Source organism: Corallococcus exercitus, from assembly GCF_042231735.1.
GTDB classification, from domain to species: domain Bacteria; phylum Myxococcota; class Myxococcia; order Myxococcales; family Myxococcaceae; genus Corallococcus; species Corallococcus exercitus_B.
On the sequence record NZ_CP102577.1, the window covers coordinates 53,653 to 71,977 of the forward strand.

Annotated in this window: 17 protein-coding genes; 14 read left to right on the forward strand and 3 right to left on the reverse strand. The window is 69.7% G+C overall.

Features of this window, described 5'->3' with window-relative positions; translation table 11 throughout:
• Nucleotides 1-85 precede the first annotated feature (85 nt).
• From NR792_RS00275 to NR792_RS00335, 13 genes are all read left to right on the forward strand, one after another.
• Nucleotides 86-733, forward strand: coding sequence for an RNA polymerase sigma factor (locus tag NR792_RS00275; RefSeq protein ID WP_375758071.1), 648 nt, complete (start codon nucleotides 86-88; stop codon nucleotides 731-733).
• Complete coding sequence (locus NR792_RS00280) at nucleotides 730-1,110, forward strand: anti-sigma factor family protein (RefSeq protein ID WP_375758072.1); 381 nt, start codon at nucleotides 730-732, stop codon at nucleotides 1,108-1,110. The genes NR792_RS00275 and NR792_RS00280 overlap by 4 nt, the downstream gene beginning before the upstream one ends.
• 77 nt (nucleotides 1,111-1,187) lie before the next feature.
• Nucleotides 1,188-2,747: a lysine--tRNA ligase gene (gene lysS, locus NR792_RS00285; RefSeq protein ID WP_375758073.1), complete on the forward strand. Its 1,560-nt coding sequence runs from the start codon at nucleotides 1,188-1,190 to the stop codon at nucleotides 2,745-2,747.
• Nucleotides 2,748-2,759: 12 nt separating this feature from the next.
• Nucleotides 2,760-5,126, forward strand: coding sequence for an FtsX-like permease family protein (locus NR792_RS00290; protein ID WP_375758074.1), 2,367 nt, complete (start codon nucleotides 2,760-2,762; stop codon nucleotides 5,124-5,126).
• A gap of 2 nt (nucleotides 5,127-5,128) precedes the next feature.
• Entirely contained in the window at nucleotides 5,129-5,803 is a 675-nt protein-coding gene (locus tag NR792_RS00295) for an ABC transporter ATP-binding protein (RefSeq protein ID WP_375758075.1), read from the forward strand.
• A gap of 76 nt (nucleotides 5,804-5,879) precedes the next feature.
• Nucleotides 5,880-8,351 carry an outer membrane protein assembly factor BamA gene (gene bamA / locus NR792_RS00300; RefSeq protein ID WP_375758076.1) on the forward strand — a complete coding sequence of 824 codons (2,472 nt, stop codon included), beginning with the start codon at nucleotides 5,880-5,882 and terminating at the stop codon, nucleotides 8,349-8,351.
• 119 nt (nucleotides 8,352-8,470) lie between these two features.
• A complete protein-coding gene (locus NR792_RS00305; protein ID WP_375758077.1) occupies nucleotides 8,471-9,034 on the forward strand; it encodes an OmpH family outer membrane protein in 564 nt (187 codons plus the stop codon).
• A 15-nt stretch (nucleotides 9,035-9,049) separates the two neighbouring features.
• On the forward strand, nucleotides 9,050-10,114 hold the full coding sequence (lpxD, locus tag NR792_RS00310; RefSeq protein ID WP_375758078.1) for a UDP-3-O-(3-hydroxymyristoyl)glucosamine N-acyltransferase: 1,065 nt from the start codon (nucleotides 9,050-9,052) through the stop codon (nucleotides 10,112-10,114).
• Nucleotides 10,111-10,581, forward strand: a complete 471-nt coding sequence (fabZ, locus tag NR792_RS00315) for a 3-hydroxyacyl-ACP dehydratase FabZ (protein ID WP_207050245.1) — start codon at nucleotides 10,111-10,113, stop codon at nucleotides 10,579-10,581. The genes lpxD and fabZ overlap by 4 nt, the downstream gene beginning before the upstream one ends.
• Nucleotides 10,582-10,615: 34 nt before the next feature.
• Entirely contained in the window at nucleotides 10,616-11,392 is a 777-nt protein-coding gene (gene lpxA, locus NR792_RS00320; RefSeq protein ID WP_375758079.1) for an acyl-ACP--UDP-N-acetylglucosamine O-acyltransferase, read from the forward strand.
• Between the two features lie 33 nt (nucleotides 11,393-11,425).
• Entirely contained in the window at nucleotides 11,426-12,229 is an 804-nt protein-coding gene (locus NR792_RS00325) for an LpxI family protein (RefSeq protein ID WP_375758080.1), read from the forward strand.
• A 74-nt stretch (nucleotides 12,230-12,303) separates the two neighbouring features.
• The gene (locus NR792_RS00330; RefSeq protein ID WP_375758081.1) at nucleotides 12,304-13,329 is read left to right on the forward strand and encodes an OmpA family protein; all 1,026 of its coding nucleotides are present in this window, start codon (nucleotides 12,304-12,306) and stop codon (nucleotides 13,327-13,329) included.
• A gap of 8 nt (nucleotides 13,330-13,337) precedes the next feature.
• The gene (locus NR792_RS00335; protein ID WP_375758082.1) at nucleotides 13,338-13,808 is read left to right on the forward strand and encodes a hypothetical protein; all 471 of its coding nucleotides are present in this window, start codon (nucleotides 13,338-13,340) and stop codon (nucleotides 13,806-13,808) included.
• On the opposite strand, the gene NR792_RS00340 is transcribed toward NR792_RS00335, so the two are convergent.
• The 3 genes from NR792_RS00340 to lpxB form a co-directional block, all read right to left on the reverse strand.
• A complete protein-coding gene (locus tag NR792_RS00340; protein WP_375758083.1) occupies nucleotides 13,801-14,436 on the reverse strand; it encodes a MarC family protein in 636 nt (211 codons plus the stop codon). The genes NR792_RS00335 and NR792_RS00340 overlap by 8 nt on opposite strands.
• A 5-nt stretch (nucleotides 14,437-14,441) precedes the next feature.
• Entirely contained in the window at nucleotides 14,442-15,146 is a 705-nt protein-coding gene (locus NR792_RS00345) for a polyprenol monophosphomannose synthase (RefSeq protein ID WP_375758084.1), read from the reverse strand.
• Nucleotides 15,147-15,217: 71 nt separating this feature from the next.
• Entirely contained in the window at nucleotides 15,218-16,372 is a 1,155-nt protein-coding gene (lpxB, locus tag NR792_RS00350; protein WP_375758085.1) for a lipid-A-disaccharide synthase, read from the reverse strand.
• A gap of 65 nt (nucleotides 16,373-16,437) precedes the next feature.
• Here lpxB and NR792_RS00355 point away from each other — a divergent pair, with 65 nt between their 5' ends.
• Entirely contained in the window at nucleotides 16,438-18,324 is a 1,887-nt protein-coding gene (locus NR792_RS00355) for a DUF4388 domain-containing protein (RefSeq protein ID WP_375758086.1), read from the forward strand.
• Nucleotide 18,325 lies beyond the last annotated feature (1 nt).

Below are 18,325 nucleotides of genomic sequence, written 5' to 3' on the forward strand. Positions count from 1 at the left end.
GAACCTTTTTCGCGGGGCCGGTGTCAGGGGGCGGGGCAGGGTGGTGCGGTAGGATGCGGTAGGCCCATCGGGGCGGGAGGCGCGGGTGTCACCGGGCGGAGTGCTCGACGTCGGACAGCAGGCCCTGGCCACCGAGGCCGCCGCTGACCCGCGCCGAGAGGCCGCCCGCCGCGAGGAACAGGCGCTGCTCGTCCGGCTGCGGCGCGGGGACCCGGAGGCCTTCGAGTCCCTAGTGCGCGAGCACCAGGACCGCCTCTACGACTTCTGCTTCCGCATGGTGGGTGACCGCGAGGAGGCCCACGACCTGGTGCAGGAGATCTTCGTCAGCGTGCACCAGAACGTCCGGCGCTTCCGCGAGGACGCGCGCCTGTCCACGTGGCTGTTCCGCATCTCCAAGAACCACTGCCTCAACCGGCTGAAATACCTCCAGCGCCGGGGGCGGGGCCGCTCGGAGGTCTACGACGAGGTGAGCGCCGCCGCCATCGCGGAGGGCGGAGGCGCCCCCCCGCAGCCGGACGCCGCCCTGGACGCGGCGCGCGAGCGGGCCCGGGTGCAGCGGGCCATTTCCCAACTGGACCCGGATGCGCGCATGCTGGTGGCGCTGCGCGACATCGAGGGCCTGAGCTACGACGAGATTGTCGACATCACCGAGCTGCCCGAGGGAACCGTGAAGAGCCGGCTCCACCGGGCACGCGAGAAGCTGGCGGACCTGCTGGGGCGCTTCGAACCATGAGCGGCGGCGGGTGGAGGTCAACGGACGTGGAACCGCGTTTGGATCACCGTGAGGCGAGGGCGCTCTTCCTGGCGCTCGCCGACGAAGAGCTGCCCGCCGCCCAGGAACAGGCGGTGCGCGGTCACCTGGACGGCTGCGAGGAGTGCCGCCAGGGGTGGGACCGCTACGCCCGCACCGTGGAGCGCGTGCGCTCGGTGGAGCGGGAGAAGGCTCCGCCCGCGCTCGCGACGCTCGTGGCGGGCCGCATCCGCCGCCAGCGCCGCTTCGGCCTGCGCGGCCTGCACCTGGCCCATGCCCAGCACCGCTTCCCGGTGGAGGTCCTCGTCCCGCTGCTCCTGGCCGCGGCGGTGGGCGCATTTCTCTTGATGTCTTCCTGAAGCAGAACGGCCTCCCTGATGCGTTGCGTCCCGGGGGCCGCTTGGCTAGCGTGCCGCGCCTTTCACGAGAGCGCGTCATGGCCGAGACCGATAACAAGACCCCCCCAGGTGAGAAGAGCGGCGAAGCGGCGGATCTCGGCTCCAAGGAGCAGGAGATCTACCAGCAGCGGTTGGACAAGGCCGCGAAGTGGCGCGAGGCCGGCTTCAACCCCTACGGCAACGGCTACGCCCCCAAGCACCGGGCCGCGGACATCCTGGCCACGCACGCCAACCACTCCATGGAAGACCTGGAGAAGGACGCCCCCGTCTACGACGTCGCCGGCCGCATCGTGGCCATGCGCTCGTTCGGCAAGGCCGCCTTCATCAAGCTGCGCGACCGCACCGGGGAGATCCAGGCGCACGTGAAGAAGGACGCGCTCGGGGACCTCTATGAGGTCTTCAAGCAGTGCGACCTGGGTGACTTCGTCGCGGTGGAGGGCCCCATCTTCCGCAGCAAGACGGGCGAATTGTCCCTGTCCGCCACGAAGTTCGTGCCCCTCACCAAGTCCCTGCGCCCCATGCCGGAGAAGTGGCACGGCCTCACGGACGTGGAGATCCGCTACCGCCAGCGCTACCTGGACCTCGTCTCCAACCCGGACGTGAAGCAGGTCTTCTTGAAGCGCAGCAAGCTGGTGAGCTTCATCCGGAACTTCCTCGACGGGCGGGACTTCGTCGAGGTGGAGACGCCGATGATGCACCCGCTGGTGTCGGGCGCGGCGGCGCGGCCGTTCGTCACGCACCACAACACCTACGACATCGACCTCTTCATGCGCATCGCGCCCGAGCTCTACCTGAAGCGGCTCGTGGTGGGCGGCATGGAGCGCGTCTACGAAATCAACCGCAACTTCCGCAACGAGGGCGTGAGCACCCGGCACAACCCGGAGTTCACGATGCTGGAGTTCTATCAGGCGTACGCCACGTACGAGGACCTGATGAACCTCACGGAGGAGATGCTCTCGGAGGCCTCCCGCCACGTCACCGGCGACTCCAAGGTGAAGTACGGCGAGCACACCATCGACTTCGGCAAGGGCTGGAAGCGCATCCCCATGCCGGAGGCCATCCGCGAGGCCGTCCCCGGCCTGTCCGACAAGGACATGGTGGACGCGGACCGCCTGCGCCACGAACTGCTCAAGACGGTGCACTCGGAGGTGGAGCGCCGCGCCGTGGACGCCATGAACCACGGCGAGCTGGTGGGCGCCCTCTTCGAGGCCCACGTCGAGCACACGCTCATCCATCCCACCTTCATCACCCAGTATCCCACCGCCGTCTCCCCGCTCGCCCGCCGCAACGACCAGAACCCGGAAATCACGGACCGGTTCGAGCTCTTCGTCGCGGGGCGCGAAATCGCCAACGCCTTCTCCGAATTGAACGACCCCCTGGACCAGAAGGGCCGCTTCCAGGCCCAGCTGGACGCGAAGCAGCGGGGCCAGCAGGAGACGATGGACTACGACGAGGACTACATCCGCGCCCTGGAACACGGCATGCCGCCCACGGCCGGTGAGGGCATCGGGATTGATCGCGTCGCCATGTTGTTCACGGACGCCGCCAGCATCCGCGACGTGATTCTCTTCCCCCTCCTCAAGCCGCTGGCGAAGTAGCCACGAGGCCTCGTGCACCCCGCCGAACGGCAGACCGACTATCGCTGGCCCCTCCTGTGGGCCGGCGCCCTCGTATCCCTCGTGGGAGCCATCCTCCTGGGGGTGGCCATCTCCGAGTCCGAGGCGTGGGCCGAGGTGGCCGGCGCCCTGGGCCTCTCCTTCGTGGGGTGGGGTGGGCTCGTGCAGGCCTTCGACGCCGGGGCGCTCACCCTGGGCGCCCAGAAGGCCGCGTCCGTGGCCGGCCCCAAGATGCTCGTCGCCGGGACGCTCGTCTGGCTGGCGGGCTGGGGCCTCATCGCCGCCGGCATCCGCCGCGCGCCGGCCTCCGGTGAGGGGCCCAGCCCCGCCGCGGGCGCGCCCCTGTACCCGCGCCTCGCGCGGTACCGGGACTTCTACTGGAGCACGCTCGGCGCCTACGGCGGTGGCATCCTCCTGGCGGAGCTGGTGCTGCTGCTCCTGCAGACCGTCCTCTCCAGCGGCGTGCCGTCGGACCTGGGCGGCGCGGCGCGCGAATCGGGCGGGGGCCTGTCGCTGCCTCCCACCATCGCCTTCGCCATCGCGTTCATCGTGAGCATGGGCGTGGCGTTCGCGTCCGGCTTCGTGGGCGCGTCACGGGCGCAGCGGCTGTCGTTCCCGGAAGCCACCATCGGCGTGTTCTACCTGGGCCTGCCGGTGCCCATCCTCCTGTCGCTGATGGAGCGCGTGCCGTCCCTGCAGCTCGCGCTGGGCTACCGGCTGCGGGAGGTGACGTACGTCGCGGGGCTCATCGGCCGGCCGGAGCTGGCGTACTGGCTCGTCTTCGCCGCGCTGGTGCTGGCGCTCATCCTGGGCATCAACACGGGCTTCATCGCGGCGGGCAGCGGCCGGGTGGACCTGCGGCTGGGCTTCGAGCTCTTCGTCGCGCGCCGGCACGTGGCGGTGTTCCGCCCGTCGCTGCTCCTGGGCGCGCTCGCGGTGCTGATGTTCGGCATCATCCCGCCGCTCATCGTCTACTTCATCATCCGCGGGGCGGAGGCCGCCGTGGAGCGCACGCGCGTGCGGGCCCTGGGCCTGGCGGATCCGCTCGCCGCCGCGTCCGCGCAGCACCGGATGAAGCTGCACGAACAGTCCCCCACCATGATGATGACCGCCCTGTCGGTGGGCGGCGTGGGCGTGGGCGTGATGGCGCTCATCATCGTGCTCAGCGTGATGAGCGGCTTCGAGGCCGACCTCCAGCAGAAGATTCTGGGCACCAACGCGCACGCCGTGGTGTCCCGCTACGCCGGGGACCTGCCGGACTACGACAAGGTGATGCAGCAGGTGAAGCGCGTGCCCGGCGTGGTGGGCCAGACGCCCTTCATCATCAACCAGGTGATGATCGCCTCCGAGGGCAACGTCGACGGCGTCATCATCAAGGGCATCGACCCGAACTCGGTCGGCTCGGTGACGGACCTGCCGGAGAACATCCTGCCCGGCGGAGACCTGGGCCACCTGGAGCAGCCCGGGAAGATCCTCCCCAGCAGCGCGGTGGAGGACGCGGAAGGCAGGCAGGACGCGGAGGAGGACCCCATCATCGGCAAGCCCTCCAAGGCGGCGAAGCCCACGGTGCTGCCGGGCATCATCATCGGCCGCGAGCTGGCCGCCTCCCTGCGCGTGGTGGTGGGGGACCGGGTGAACGTCGTGTCGCCGCTCGGCACGGAGCTGGGCCCCTCGGGTCCCATCCCCAAGAGCCGCGCGTTCCGGGTGGCGGGCGTCTTCTACTCGGGCATGTACGAGTACGACTCCAAGTTCGTCTACATCCTGCTCAAGGAAGCGCAGGACTTCTTCGCCGTGAAGGGCGCCACCGGCATCGAGCTGAAGGTGGCGGACATCGACGACGCGCGCCGCATCTCCAACCAGGTGGTGCGCGTGCTGGGCGGCTATCCCTACCGCGCGCGCGACTGGGGGGAGATGAACAAGAACCTCTTCTCCGCGCTGCGCCTGGAGAAGCTGGTCATGGGCATCATCCTGTCCATCATCATCATCGTCGCCGCGGGCCTCATCGTCGCCACGGTCATCATGCTGGTGCTGGAGAAGCGCAAGGAGATCTCCGTCCTCAAGGCGCTGGGCGTCCCGGACGGCGGCATCGTGAAGATATTCCTCGCGGAAGGGCTCCAGATTGGCGTGGCCGGCGGCGTGCTGGGCCTGTTCTCCGGCCTCGCGTGGTGCCTCTTCATCGAGAAGGTCGGCATCAAGCTGGACCCCGAGGTCTATTACATCCCCGCGCTGCCGGTGCGCATCGAACCGGTGCAGACGGCGCTGGCGGTGATCATCGCGGTGCTCGTCACCTACCTGGCTTCCATCTACCCGGCCCTCAAGGCGAGCAGCGTGGAACCGGTGGAAGGTCTGAAGGCGGAGTAGCCATGGCGCTGTTGTCCATCCGCAACGTCTTCAAGAGCTACTTCCTGCACGGCAAGCGCATTGACGTGCTGCGCGGCGTGTCGCTGGACATCCACGCCGGCGAGCTCGTCTCCATGATTGGCGCGTCCGGCGCGGGCAAGAGCACCTTCCTGCACGTGCTGGGCACGCTGGATGCTCCTGCCGCGGGTGAAGTCCTCTTCGACGGCCGGTCCGTCTTCTCCATGAACGACGCGGAGATCGCCGAGTTCCGCAACCGCACCATCGGCTTCGTCTTCCAGAGCCACTACCTGCTGCCGGAGTTCACCGCGCTGGAGAACGTGGCCATGCCCGCGCTCATCCAGCGCCGGGACCGCGGCCCCTCCTACGCCTACGCCCGGGAGCTCCTGGAGCGCGTGGGCCTGGGCAGCCGCGTGGACCACCGCCCCGGCGAGCTGTCCGGCGGCGAGGCCCAGCGCGTGGCCCTGGCGCGCGCGCTGGTGCTCAAGCCCGCGGTGCTGCTCGCGGACGAGCCCACCGGCAACCTGGACCCCACGACGGGCGAGGGCATCCACCAGCTGCTCCGGGACGTCAACCGGGACCTGGGCATCACCGCGGTCGTCGTGACGCACAACGAGACGCTCGCTCGCTCCATGCCCCGCCGCCTGAGACTGGCGGGCGGGCAGGTTTCGGAGGCCTGATGGCCGCTCGCTTTTGGATTGAGGGGGCCTCCCCCCATCCCGTACATTGCCCCGCCTTTTCCTGGCCGGACTGCACTTGAGGCTCACCGTTCTGCGCAAGTCATTGCTCCCGCTGCTGGCGGTCGCCCTGTGGGCGCTCGGGCCGCTTCCCGCCCACGCCCAGGTGGACGTGGACGCGGGTTCGCCCGCCGTCGTCCCCCCGTCCACCCCCGCCGCCACGCCCGTGCTGCCTCCGGACGCGGGCACCCCCGCGGGCGGCGACGCGCCGCTGGCCACCTCTCCGGACGACGAGGACACCAACGTGTCCTCCGCGGACCGCGTCGTGGAGGTCCGCATCGAGGGCAACCGCCGCGTGGAGTCCGAAGCCGTCCGCCGCGCCCTGCGCACGAAGGTCGGTGACCCGCTGACGCGCTCCGCGGAGGACCTCCGCGCCGTCTGGGCCCTGGGCTACTTCTCGGACGTGCAGCTGCTCGCCCAGCGCATGGCCAACGGCATCGCCTACGTGGTGCGCGTGGTGGAGCGCCCCACCATCCGGACCGTGAAGCTCCAGGGCAACGAGGAGCTCAGCGCGGATGACCTGAAGGAACAGCTGGAGCTTCGGGCCGGCACCATCCTCGACATCGAGGCCGTGCGCGCCACGCAGAAGAAGATCCAGGAGAAGTACGTCGAGAAGGGCTACTTCCTGGCGGAGGTGACGTACCGGCTGGAGCCGGTGGAGAACGGCGCCGCGGTCAACGTCGTCTACGTCATCAACGAGCACTCGAAGGTGATGGTGAAGCAGATCACCCTCCAGGGCGCGGAGAAGGTGTCCCCGGAGGAGCTCAAGGCGACCATGATCACGAAGGAGGGCGGCTTCCTGTCCTTCTTCACCGGCGAGGGCACCTACCGCGAGGAGGCCTTCCAGCGCGACCTCGCCGTCATCCAGATCGCCTACTACGACCGCGGCTTCATCAACGTGCGCGTGGACAAGCCCACCGTGCAGCTGTCCGCGGACAAGCGCGACATCTACATCACCCTGCACATCACCGAGGGTGAGGCGTACGACATCGGGAAGATCGACTTCGCGGGCGACCTGGAGCGCCCGCCGGAGGAGCTGCTGAAGCTGATGCGCTCGCGCCCCAAGGAGCGCTTCAACCGCGGCCAGCTCTCCACGGACATCTCCGCCATCTCCGACGTGTACTTCGACAAGGGGTACGCGTACGCCAACATCAACCCCGTCACCTCCGTCAACGCGGAAGACCGGACGGTGGACCTCACCTTCGACATCCAGAAGGGCCCGCTCGTCAACATCGAGCGCATCGACGTCGTCGGCAACACGAAGACGCGCGACAAGGTCATCCGCCGCGAGCTGCGCGTCTACGAGGGCGAACTCTACAACGGCACCGGCGTCAAGCGCAGCCGCGAGCGCGTCACCGCGCTGGGCTTCTTCGAGACCGTCGAAATCACCCAGCACCCGGGCAGCTCCGACAACGCCATCGTGTTGCAGGTGGAGGTGAAGGAGAAGGCCACCGGCACCTTCCAGGTGGGCCTGGGCTTCTCCAACGTGGAGAACTTCATCTTCACGGCCCAGGTGTCGCAGAACAACTTCCTCGGCTGGGGCCAGAGCGTGTCCGCGTCCGCCCAGATTTCGGGCCTGCGCTCGCTCGTCCAGCTGTCGTTCTACGACCCGTACTTCCTGGACACGAACTACCTCTTGTCCGCGGAGTTCTTCCGCGTCCAGGCGGACTACGAGGGCTTCATCCGCAACTCCACGGGCGGCACCGTCTCCCTGGGCCGCCAGCTGGTGGACGACGTGCTGGCCACCATCGGCTACTCGCGTGAGTACGTGGACGTGCAGGCCGGGCAGGGCATCGGCGCGGTGCTGCTCGCCAACCAGTTCCAGTCCGGCGTCACCAGCGCGCTGCGCCTGTCGGTGTCCTTCGACCGGCGCGACAACCGCCTCTTCCCGTCGCGCGGCTTCATCCACTACGGCTCGGTGGAGACGGCGCCCTCGTTCCTGGGCGGCACGTTCCTCTTCAACCGGTACACCGCCTACTCGCGCCTGTACTTCCCCATGCCGCTGGGCTTCGTCTTCAAGACGAACGCCACGCTGGGCTACGTGCAGCAGCTGGACTCCAGCAAGCCGCTGCCCATCAGCGAGCTCTACTACGTGGGCGGCATCAACACGATCCGCGGCTACTACCTGCGCAGCATCAGCCCCACGCTGCTCGTGCCGCGCGCGGACAACCCGGACGCCAACGTCACCGAGTTCCGGGTGGGCGGCAACAAGCAGCTCATCTTCAACTTCGAACTGGAGTTCCCCATCTTCGAGAAGGCCGGCCTGCGCGGCGTGCTCTTCTACGACGCGGGCAATGCCTTCGGCTCCAACGAGAAGTTCTTCGAGGACCGACAGAACAAGCTGCCCCTGGGCCTCTTCCACTCCGCGGGCTTCGGCTTCCGCTGGTTCTCGCCCATCGGGCCCCTGCGCTTCGAGTGGGGCATCCCGCTGACCAAGCGGCCTTCGGACGACCCCATCCTGTTCGAGTTCACGATCGGTAACTTCTTCTGATAGGCATTGACCCCAAGGCCCTCCCGGCCCTTTCACCTCCGCCCTCCCCGGGCGGCAGTGAACAGGCCGGGCGGGTGGACGTCGGAGCCTGCAGCACCCTTTTCGAGGAGCCGTAACCCATGTCGCTTCGAAGCACCCTGGCGGCCGCCGCCGCTGTCCTGTCGCTCGCCCTCCCGGTTGCCGCTTCGGCCGCCGAACTCAAGGTGGCCTACGTCGACCTGCAGCGCGTGCTGCTGGAGGTGGACGACGGCAAGGCCGCCAAGGCCCGTCTCCAGAAGTGGCTGGAGGACCGCCAGAAGGAGATCGACAAGGAGCAGGACGCGCTGCGCAAGGAGAAGGAGACCCTGGACAAGCAGGCCAGCGCCATGAGCGAGGCCACGCGCACCCAGAAGGCCACCGAGCTCCAGAAGAAGGTGATGGAGCTGGCGCAGAAGTACGAGCGCAGCCGCGCCGAGGCCGCCAACAAGGAGCGCCAGGAGATGGAGCCCATCATCAACCGCATCGACCAGGTCATCGCGTCCATCGCGGACCGGGACGGCCTGGGCCTGGTGCTGGACAAGCGCGACTCCGGCATCGTCTTCGCGCTGTCCCAGTACGACATCTCCAACGAGGTGGTCCGCAGCTACAACAACGGCAAGAAGTCCGCCGCGCCGGTGGCCAAGGACGCCCCGGTCAAGAAGTAGGCGTCGGACACCCCCGTGCCCTCCGCATCCAACGCGCACCGGCTGGGGGACATCGCCGCCCACGTCCGGGGTGAGCTCCTCGGCGACCCCGGGCTCCTCGTCCATGGCCTGAACGGCCTGGAGGAGGCAGTCCCCGGGGAGGTGTCGTTCTACGGCAACCCCCGCTACCGCAAGCAGTTCGAGGCCACCCGCGCCTCGGCGGTGCTGGTGGGGATGGATGCCGCCGCTCGCGACGGCGTGGCCCTGGTGCGCGTTCCCAACCCGCACCTGGCCTACGCGAAGCTCCTCGCCCTGTTCCACCCGGCCACGCGGCCCCCCGCGGGCATCCACCCGGCGGCCCACGTCCACCCGGAGGCCACGGTGCACCCGGAGGCCACGGTGAAGGCCGGGGCGGTGGTGGAGAAGGGCGCCCACGTCGGCGCCCGCACGGTGCTGCACCCCGGGGCCTATGTGGGCGAGGACGCGCGCGTCGGCGACGACTGCGTGCTCTACCCGCACGCCACGGTGCGCGAGGGGTGCGTGGTGGGCTCGCGCGTCATCCTCCACGCCTCCTCGGTGGTGGGCGCGGACGGGTTCGGCTTCGCGTTCGACGCGGAAGGGGACGACGGTCCCCGGCACTTCAAGATTCCCCAGGTGGGCATCGTCCGCATCGAGGACGACGTGGAGGTGGGCGCCTGCACCTGCATCGACCGCGCGACGGTGGGTGAAACCGTCGTGGGCCAGGGGACGAAGCTCGACAACCTCGTGCAGATCGCCCACAACGTGCGCGTGGGCCCGCTGTCGCTCATCTGCGCGCAGGCGGGCGTGTCGGGTTCGGCGGAGGTGGGCACCGGCGTGGTGCTGGCGGGGCAGGTGGGCGTGGTGGGCCACATCCGCGTGGGTGACCTGGCCAAGGTGGGCGCGCAGTCCGGCGTCGCCCATGACGTTCCGGACGGACAGGTCGTCAGTGGCAGCCCCGCCATCCCCCACAAGGACTGGCTGCGCGCCAGCGCCGCGTCGGGGCAGCTGGCGGACCTGCTCAAGGAAGTGCGCGCCCTTCGCAAGAGGGTGGAGCTGTTGGAGAAGGAGAAGGGCGGATGATGGACATTGGCGAGATCCAGGCGCTGCTGCCGCACCGCTACCCGTTCCTCCTGGTGGACCGGGTGGTGGAAATCGTGCCGGGCCAGAAGCTCACGGCCTACAAGAGCGTCACCATCAACGAGCCCTTCTTCAACGGCCACTTCCCGGGGCACCCGGTGATGCCGGGCGTGCTCATCCTGGAGGCGCTCGCCCAGGCCACGGCCATCCTTGCGTATAAGACGGAAGCCATGGACCCGTCGCGCCTGGTGACGTACCTCATGGGCGTGGACAACGCGCGCTTCCGCAAGCCGGTGGTGCCGGGGGACCGGCTCCAGCTGGACATCGAAGTCATCCGCCACAAGGGCGCCATCTGGAAGACCAAGGGCGTGGCGTCGGTGGATGGCGCCAAGGTGGCGGAAGGGGAGTTCCTCGCCACCGTGGTGGACAAGAACAAGGCCGCCAAGGGCGACGAGAGCGCGGCGCCGTAAGGCGCGTCACACGCGCTGCTGAGGAGAGAAGGACATGGCGCAGGTTCATCCCACCGCGGTGGTCCATCCGGGAGCCCGGCTCCACGACACCGTGGAGGTGGGGCCGTTCTCGGTCATCGGGCCCCAGGTCGTCATCGGCGCGGGCACCCGCATCGGGCCGCACGTCGTCATCGAGGGCCGCACCACGTTGGGGGAGCGCAACCACCTCTTCCAGTTCTGTTCGGTGGGCGCGGCGCCCCAGGACTTGAAGTACGCGGGCGAGGACACGGAGCTCGTCATCGGCGACGAGAATCAAATCCGTGAGTTCGTCACGGTGAACCTGGGCACGGTGGCCGGCGGCGGCGCCACGCGCCTGGGCCACCGCAACCTGCTGCTCGCCAACAGCCACATCGCGCACGACTGCATCGTGGGCAATGAAGTCCTCCTCGCCAACGGGGCCGCGCTCGCGGGCCACGTGACGGTGGAGGACTCGGTGAAGATTTCGGGCCTCGTCGCGGTGCACCAGTTCACCCGGCTGGGGCGGTACGCGTTCATCTCCGGCGGCTCCATGGTCACCATGGACGTGCCCCCGTACTGCACCGTGCAGGGGGACCGGGCCACGCTGGTGGGCCTCAACGTCGTGGGCCTGGAGCGCGGCGGCTTCACCGAGGAGCAGATTGCCCGCGTGAAGGAGGCCTACCGCATCCTCTTCCGCTCCAAGCTGGGCCTGCAGGAGGCGCTCGCGCAGCTTCGCGGGGAGCTCTCCAGCCACCCGGAAGTGGAGCACCTGGTGCGGTTCGTGGAGACGAGCAAGCGCGGCGTCACGCGCTAGGCCTTTTCGCGCGGAAGAAACGGAGTTCAGCGCGTGGAGCGCATCGGCCTCATCGCCGGCAATGGCCAGCTTCCCTTCCTCTTCGTCCGGGCCGCCCGTGCGCGCGGCCTGGAGGTGGTGGTGGCCGCGCACCGGGGAGAGACGGACCCGGCGCTGGAGCGGGAAGTCACTCACTTCTCCTGGGTGCGCGTGGGGCAGGTGGCCCGCATCCAGAAGGTGTTCCTCCAGGCGGGCGTCACCCGGGCGGCCATGGCGGGCGGCATCGGCCGCGTGCGCGCGCTCACGGAGGCCCGGCCGGACCTGGGCGCGGTGCGCATCATCTCGCGCCTGCGCAGCTTCCGGGACGACGCGCTCCTGCGCGCGGTGGCCGCGGACTTCGAGGAGAAGGGCATCACCATCATCGCGCCCACGGACTTCCTGGGCGAGGTGCTGTGCCCCGAAGGGCACCTGGCCGGCCCCGCGCTGAAGCCCGCGCAGGAAAAGGACGTGGCCCTGGGCCGGGAGGTGGCGGTGCTCCTGGGGCAGGCGGACGTGGGCCAGACGGTGGTGGTGCGCGACGGCCACGTGCTCGCGCTGGAGGCCGTGGAGGGCACCGACGAGACCATCCGCCGGGGGGCGAAGCTGGGCGGCCCCGGCGCGGTGGTGGTGAAGCGCTGCAAGCCGGAGCAGGACCTGCGCTTCGACCTGCCCGCCGTGGGGCCTCGGACGCTGGAGGTCATGGCGGAGGTGGGGGCCCGGGTGCTGGCGCTCGAGGTAGGGCGTACGGTGCTGTTGGACGCACCCGCCCTCCTCGCGGGGGCCACCGCGCGGGGCATCACCCTGGTGGGCGTGCGGTAGGCTTCGCGGGAATCCGTTCCCCCGGGCTGGAGTTGCCTTCCCACCTCCCCCCGCGACGCCGAGGCCGACGCCGCATGTCCGTTCGACTCCTACCTCTGGTTGTGCTCCTGGGCCTGCCGCTGCCCGCCTTCGCGGAGGCCATCCGGGTCTCGCTGGAGGGCAAGGCGGCCCTGGGCGAGGGCGTGCCCACGCTGCTCATCCATATCGAGGAGCCCATCGCCGGCTTCGAGGTGAAGCTCAAGCGCAGCGACGGCAAGACGGTGGATCTCAAGGGGGGCGGCAAGCCGGGCATCACCCGCCGTGTCGCCCTGGAGCAGCCGGAAGGCAGGTTCCACTACGAGGGCGAGCTCACCGTGCGGTTCCCGGACGGCGCGGAGCCGGGCTCCATGCCGCTGTCCTTCGACACGGAGCTCAACGGCCCGCTGAAGCTGGAGGTGCGCCCCGAGGACGTGGACGTGCCCGGGCGCAAGCTGCGCTTCACGCTGTCCCGTCCGGCCGCGAAGACGGAAGTCACGGTGACGATGGACACCGGCAAGACGGCCTTCGCGGGCGACGTGGACTTCAAGGGCGCGCCCGCGGGCACGCCCCTGGAGGTGAAGTGGCTGCCGGCGGAGGGCAAGGTCATGCACATCCGCCTGCGCGCCTACGACACCTCCGACTTCTACACCGGCGTGGACCTCTACCCGTGGCAGGTGGACATTCCGCACGAGGAGGTGGGCTTCGCCTCCGGCCGCTCGGACGTTCCCCCGGCGGAGAAGGGCAAGCTGGACGCCAGCTACAAGAGCATCACGGACGCCCTGAATAAGTATGGGCGCTGGGCGTCGCTGCGCCTGTACGTGCTGGGGCACACCGACACGGTGGGCAGCACGGACGACAACCGCGAGCTGTCACTCAAGCGGGCGAAGAGCATCGCGTCCTACTTCCGCCAGCGCGGTCTGAAGGTCCCAGTGTTCTACGAGGGCTTTGGTGAGCAGTCCCCGGCGGTGCCCACGCCGGACGAGACGGCGGAGGCGGGCAACCGCCGCGTCGAATACATCATCGCGGTGGAGGACCCGTCCTTGACGAACGCGCCCTTCACCCCTCGCTGGCGCAAGCCTTGAGGTGTCACATGGTGGAACTTCCTCGCATCCGTTGGGCGCTCGCCGTGGCGGGGCTGGGCTTCATGGGGACGGTGGGCTGCGTGCGCAACGTGCCGTACGCGCAGCGCATGGAGGTGGAGGACGAGAAGTGCACGCTCCTCCAGGCGCTGATGCGCCAGCCCGCGCCCGCGCAGGCCATCCAGAAGTTCGTCGCGGAGGGCAAGGAGGAGAGGGCCCCCGTGGTCGTCTACGTGCGCCGTCCGGAGGAGGCCACGCTGGAGCGCTTCTTCACGGGCGAGCCCCAGTGCGCGAACGACTCGTTCAAGGTCGTGCAGGAGAACGTGGTGGACGCGGTGGTGGTGTACCTGCAGGAGGTCCAGGGCGGCTACGCGTACGACGCGCAGCGCTCCAGCCCGGAGCACCTCTCCATGGAGGGCCGCCCCCAGGGCACCGTGCGCAAGGACGGCACCGTGTGGGTGGCGGGCGCGGACGCTATTTGAGCAGGTCCTTCGCCCCGTCCGCGATGAACTGCACCGCGATGGCGGCCAGGATGAGGCCGGACACGCGCTCCAGGATGGCGACGCCGGACTGACGCAGCACCCGCTGCACCAGGCTGGACGCGTTGAGGATGAAGTAGGTCGCGGTGAAGGTGAGCACCACCGCGGCCACCACCGGCAGCGCGGAGACGAAGGACGTCCCGGAGCGCGCCATCAGCACCATGGCGGTGGCGATGGCGCCCGGCCCCGCGAGCAGCGGGATCGCCAGCGGGACGATGGCCACGTCGTCCTTCACCACGCCCTCTTCCTCTTCCGTAGGGCTGGTGCGCGTGGACGACGGCCGGGCGCGCAGCATGTCCAGGGACGTAATCAGCAGCAGGATGCCGCCCGCCACGCGGAAGGCGCCCAGCGACACCGCGAACACCTGGAAGATGACGCGGCCGAAGACGGCGAAGAACAGCATCATCCCGCACGCCACCAGACAGGCGCGCAGGGCGGTGCTCCTGATTTGCTGCTTGGTGTCCCCCGCCGTCATCGCCAGGAACAGCGGCACGACGCCAATCGGGTCCACCACGAAGAAGATGGCGGACAGCGACACGAGGAAGGTGGACACCGCACCGGACATCGTCATGGCGGCTAGACCGTGAAGCGCAGCTTCCACACCATGCCCAGCGCCTCGACGAAGATCTTCTTGTTCATCTTCGAGTGCCCCACGCGCCGGTCCTCGAACACGATGGGGACCTCGCGCACGGTGAAGCCCTTGCGCAGGGTGCGGTAGGTCAACTCAATCTGGAACGCGTACCCGGTGCTGCGCACCTCATCCAGGTTGATGCTCTCCAGCACGCGGCGGTGGAAGCACTTGAAGCCGCCGGTGAGGTCGCGCACGTCCACGCCCAGGATGCTGCGCGCGTAGAGCGAACCGCCCCGGCTGATGATCTTCCGGCCCACGCCCCAGTTCACCGTGCCGCCGCCCGCCACGTAGCGCGAGCCCAGCACCAGGTCCGCGCCGCCCTCCGCGGCGTCCAGGAAGGTGGGCAGGTAGCGCGGGTCGTGGCTGAAGTCCGCGTCCATCTCCAGGATGTACGTGTAGCCCTCGGCCAGCGCCCAGCGGAAGGCGGCCAGGTACGCGCGGCCCAGGCCCTCCTTCTTCTCGCGGTGGAGCACCCGCACGCGCGGGTCCTTCGCGGCCAGCTCGTCCGCGAGCTGCCCCGTCCCGTCGGGCGAGTTGTCGTCGACGACGAGGATGTCCACACGGGGGTCCGCCGCCAGCACCGCCTGGGTGATGGGGCCGATGTTGTCCCGCTCGTTGTAGGTGGGGATGCAGACCAGCGCACGGTTCATGACCCGGCGGACATACCCCAAACCCGGCGCCGGAACAGCAGAACCGGCGCCAACCCGGTCGGTTCTCCGCCTCAGGTGACAGCGCGCGGGGGCAGCAGCTCCAGCACCGTCTCGGCGGCGCGGTGGGCGGCCCCCACCTCGCCCAGGCGCCCGCGCACCTCGGCCAGGCCCTGGACCATGGCGTCGCGGGGCTCGCCCGGCAGCCACACGCGCCGCACCTCGGCCGCGATGTTCTCCGGCGTCATGTCCCCCTGGAGCAGCTCCGGCACCACGCGCCGGCCGGCCAGCAGGTTGATGAGCGACACGAAGGCCACCTTCAGCATCAACCGGCCCACGAGGTACGTCACCAGCGACACGCGGTAGACGACGACCAAGGGCCGCTCCATCAGCCCCGCCTCGAGCACCGCCGTACCGGAGGCCACCACCGCGGCGTCGCTCGCGCCCACCACCTCCGGGGCTCTTCCGTCCACCAGCACCGGCGTCACGCCGCTGCCCTCGAAGCGGGAGGTGATCTCCTCCTTCGCGATGGTGGGCGCCACCGGCACCACGACCTGGAGCCCCGGCCGCTCGGAGGCCAGCTGCTTCGCGGCCCCCACGAGCGTGGGCAGGATGCGGCGGATCTCACTCATCCGGCTGCCGGGCAGGAGCGCGAGCGTGGGAGCGTCCTCGGGCAGGCCCAGGCGCTGGCGGAACTCGCGGGCGCTGGCGGACTTGGGCATCTGCTCCAGCACGGGGCTGCCCACGTAGCGTGCGGGCACCCCGGCCTCCCGGTAGAAGTCCTCCTCGAAGGGCAGGATGCAGAGCATCCGGTCCACCAGCCGCTGGATGGTGCGCACGCGGCCCCGGCGCCAGGCCCAGATCATCGGGGACACGTAGTAGGCCACCGGGATGCCCAGGGCCTTGAGCTTCTTGGCCAGCCGCAGGTTGAAGTCCGGGATGTCCACCAGGATGGCGCAGTCGGGGCGTCGCTCCTCGGCGGCCTGGGCCAGGTCCTTCATGATCCGCAGGATGCGCGGGATGCGGGGGAGCACCTCCGTGATGCCCATGACGGACACTTCACGGGCGTCGTGGATGAGCTCCACCCCCCGGGCGGCCAGCCGGGCGCCTCCCATGCCGAAGAAGGTGAGGTCGGGCCGGAGGGCCTGGAGGGCGGCGACGAGCTCCGCGGCGTGGGTGTCACCGGAGGCCTCGCCGGCCACGACGAGGATGCGGGGAGAAGGTGTCATGAGGGGCAGGACCCGCATCGTATAGCTGATGCGCGAGGGGAGGGAGGCTGTAGACTGCGGCCCCCTTGAAGACGCTTCTGCTCGCTGAGAGCCACCCCCCGACACTCGAGCACCTGACGGGCCTGCTCTCGCAGGCCGGGTACACCGTTCGGGCGGTGAATGACGCCGTGATGGCGTTGGAGCACTTCTCGGCGGACAACCCGGACGTGGTGGTGCTGGGCGTGGACCTGCCGCGCGTGGAGGGGCAGCACGTCGTGCACCTCATCCGGGGGCACAGCCAGGGCGGGCGCGTGCCCATCGTGGCCATCGACAAGGGGCACCTGGGCCGGGCGAAGGGCGTGGGCTCGGTGCTGGACCTCAAGGTCAACGCGTACATCCCGGATCCGCTCAAGCCCGGTGAGCTGGTGCCCCGCCTGGAGGCGCTGGTGAAGGCCGCCCAGGCCGTCACTCCCACGGGCCTGGCCGCCACGCTGTCGCGGCCCGCGGTGGCGGCGGGGGAGCTGAAGGCCTTCCCGCTGCCGGCGCTCCTGCACTCGCTCTACCGGCTGCGCCGTGACGGCGTGCTGGTGGTGGCCCTCAAGGGCCTGTCTCGCCGCGTGTACTACCTGCGAGGCGGGCCGGTGAACTTCGACTCCTCCGCGAAGGAGGATGCGCTGCCGCGCTTCCTGCGTGAGCGGCAGGTCCTCACGGAGGCGCAGGAGCAGCCGGTGGTGGAGGCGCTCGCCTCCGGGCTGCGCATCGGCGCGGCGCTGGCGGACGTGGGCGTGGAGGCGGTGGGCGAGGACCTCCTGTCGCTCCTGCGCGACTTCACCCGGGACCGGCTCGGGCGCGTGCTGGCCATGCGCGAGGGCCGCTACGCGTTCTACGCGGGCGACGAGTTCTCCTCCGAAGTGGCCTCCGTGGATCAGCCCGCCCTCGCGCCGCTGCTGGAGGCCGCGCGCCGGCGGATGCCCCTGCGGGTGGTGGCGGCGGGACTCAAAGCGCACCTGAACGAGTACCCGGTGCGCTCGGCGGACTTCGGCCGTGACCTCCAGGCGATGGCGCTGGACACGGAGGACCTGAAGCTGGCGATGCAGGTGAACGGCCGCATCGTGCTCAAGGACCTGCTGGCCCACGGGCGCGCGGAGCTGCGAGCGGCGTACACGCTGCTGTGGTTCCTCAAGCTGACGGGCGGGGTGACGTTCTCCGCGACGCCGGTGGCCACGGGGACGGACGTGCTGAGCGCGGCGGCGGCGCCGGACGTCATCGCGCCGCGCAAGCGCAAGAGCCTGCCCCCGGAGACGGCGGCGTCGCTGCGCGAGGAAGCGGTGCGCATCATCACGCGCAGCTACTTCGGCGGGCTGGGGTTGGACCTCGCGGCGGACAAGGAGGCGGTGGAGCGCGCGTACCACGAGACGGCGATGCGCTTTCACCCGGACACCTACGCGGAGTTCGACATCTCCGACCTGCGCGACCTGTTGGAGCAGGTGCAGGAGAAGCTGTCCGCGGCGTACCGGGTGCTGAGCGTGGACGAGAAGCGCCGCGCCTACCTCCAGTACTTCTTCAGCCGGCAGGAGGTGGTGGGCCGGGCGACCGCCATCAACGTGGACGCGGAGCTCGCGCTGCGGCGGGGCGAGTCCGCGATGAAGCGGGGCGACTACAAGGCGGCCATCCAGGGCTTCGAGGAAGCGGTGTCGCTCAACGGCAGCGAGCCCGAGTACTACTCGTACCTCGCCTGGGCGAAGTACCGGGGCTCACCCGGGCCGCTGATGCAGCGGGCGCTCGCGGCGCGCAAGGTGCTCAAGCAGGCGCTGACGTTGGATCCGTACCTGGAGCGGGCGCAGATCATCGCGGCCATCATTGAAATCGACCTGGACGACGCGCCGCTCGCGCGAAAGAAGCTGATGAAGGTGCTGGAGCTGAACCCGTATTCGGTGCTCGCGAGGGCTGCGTTGCAGAAGGTGGTGAAGTAGT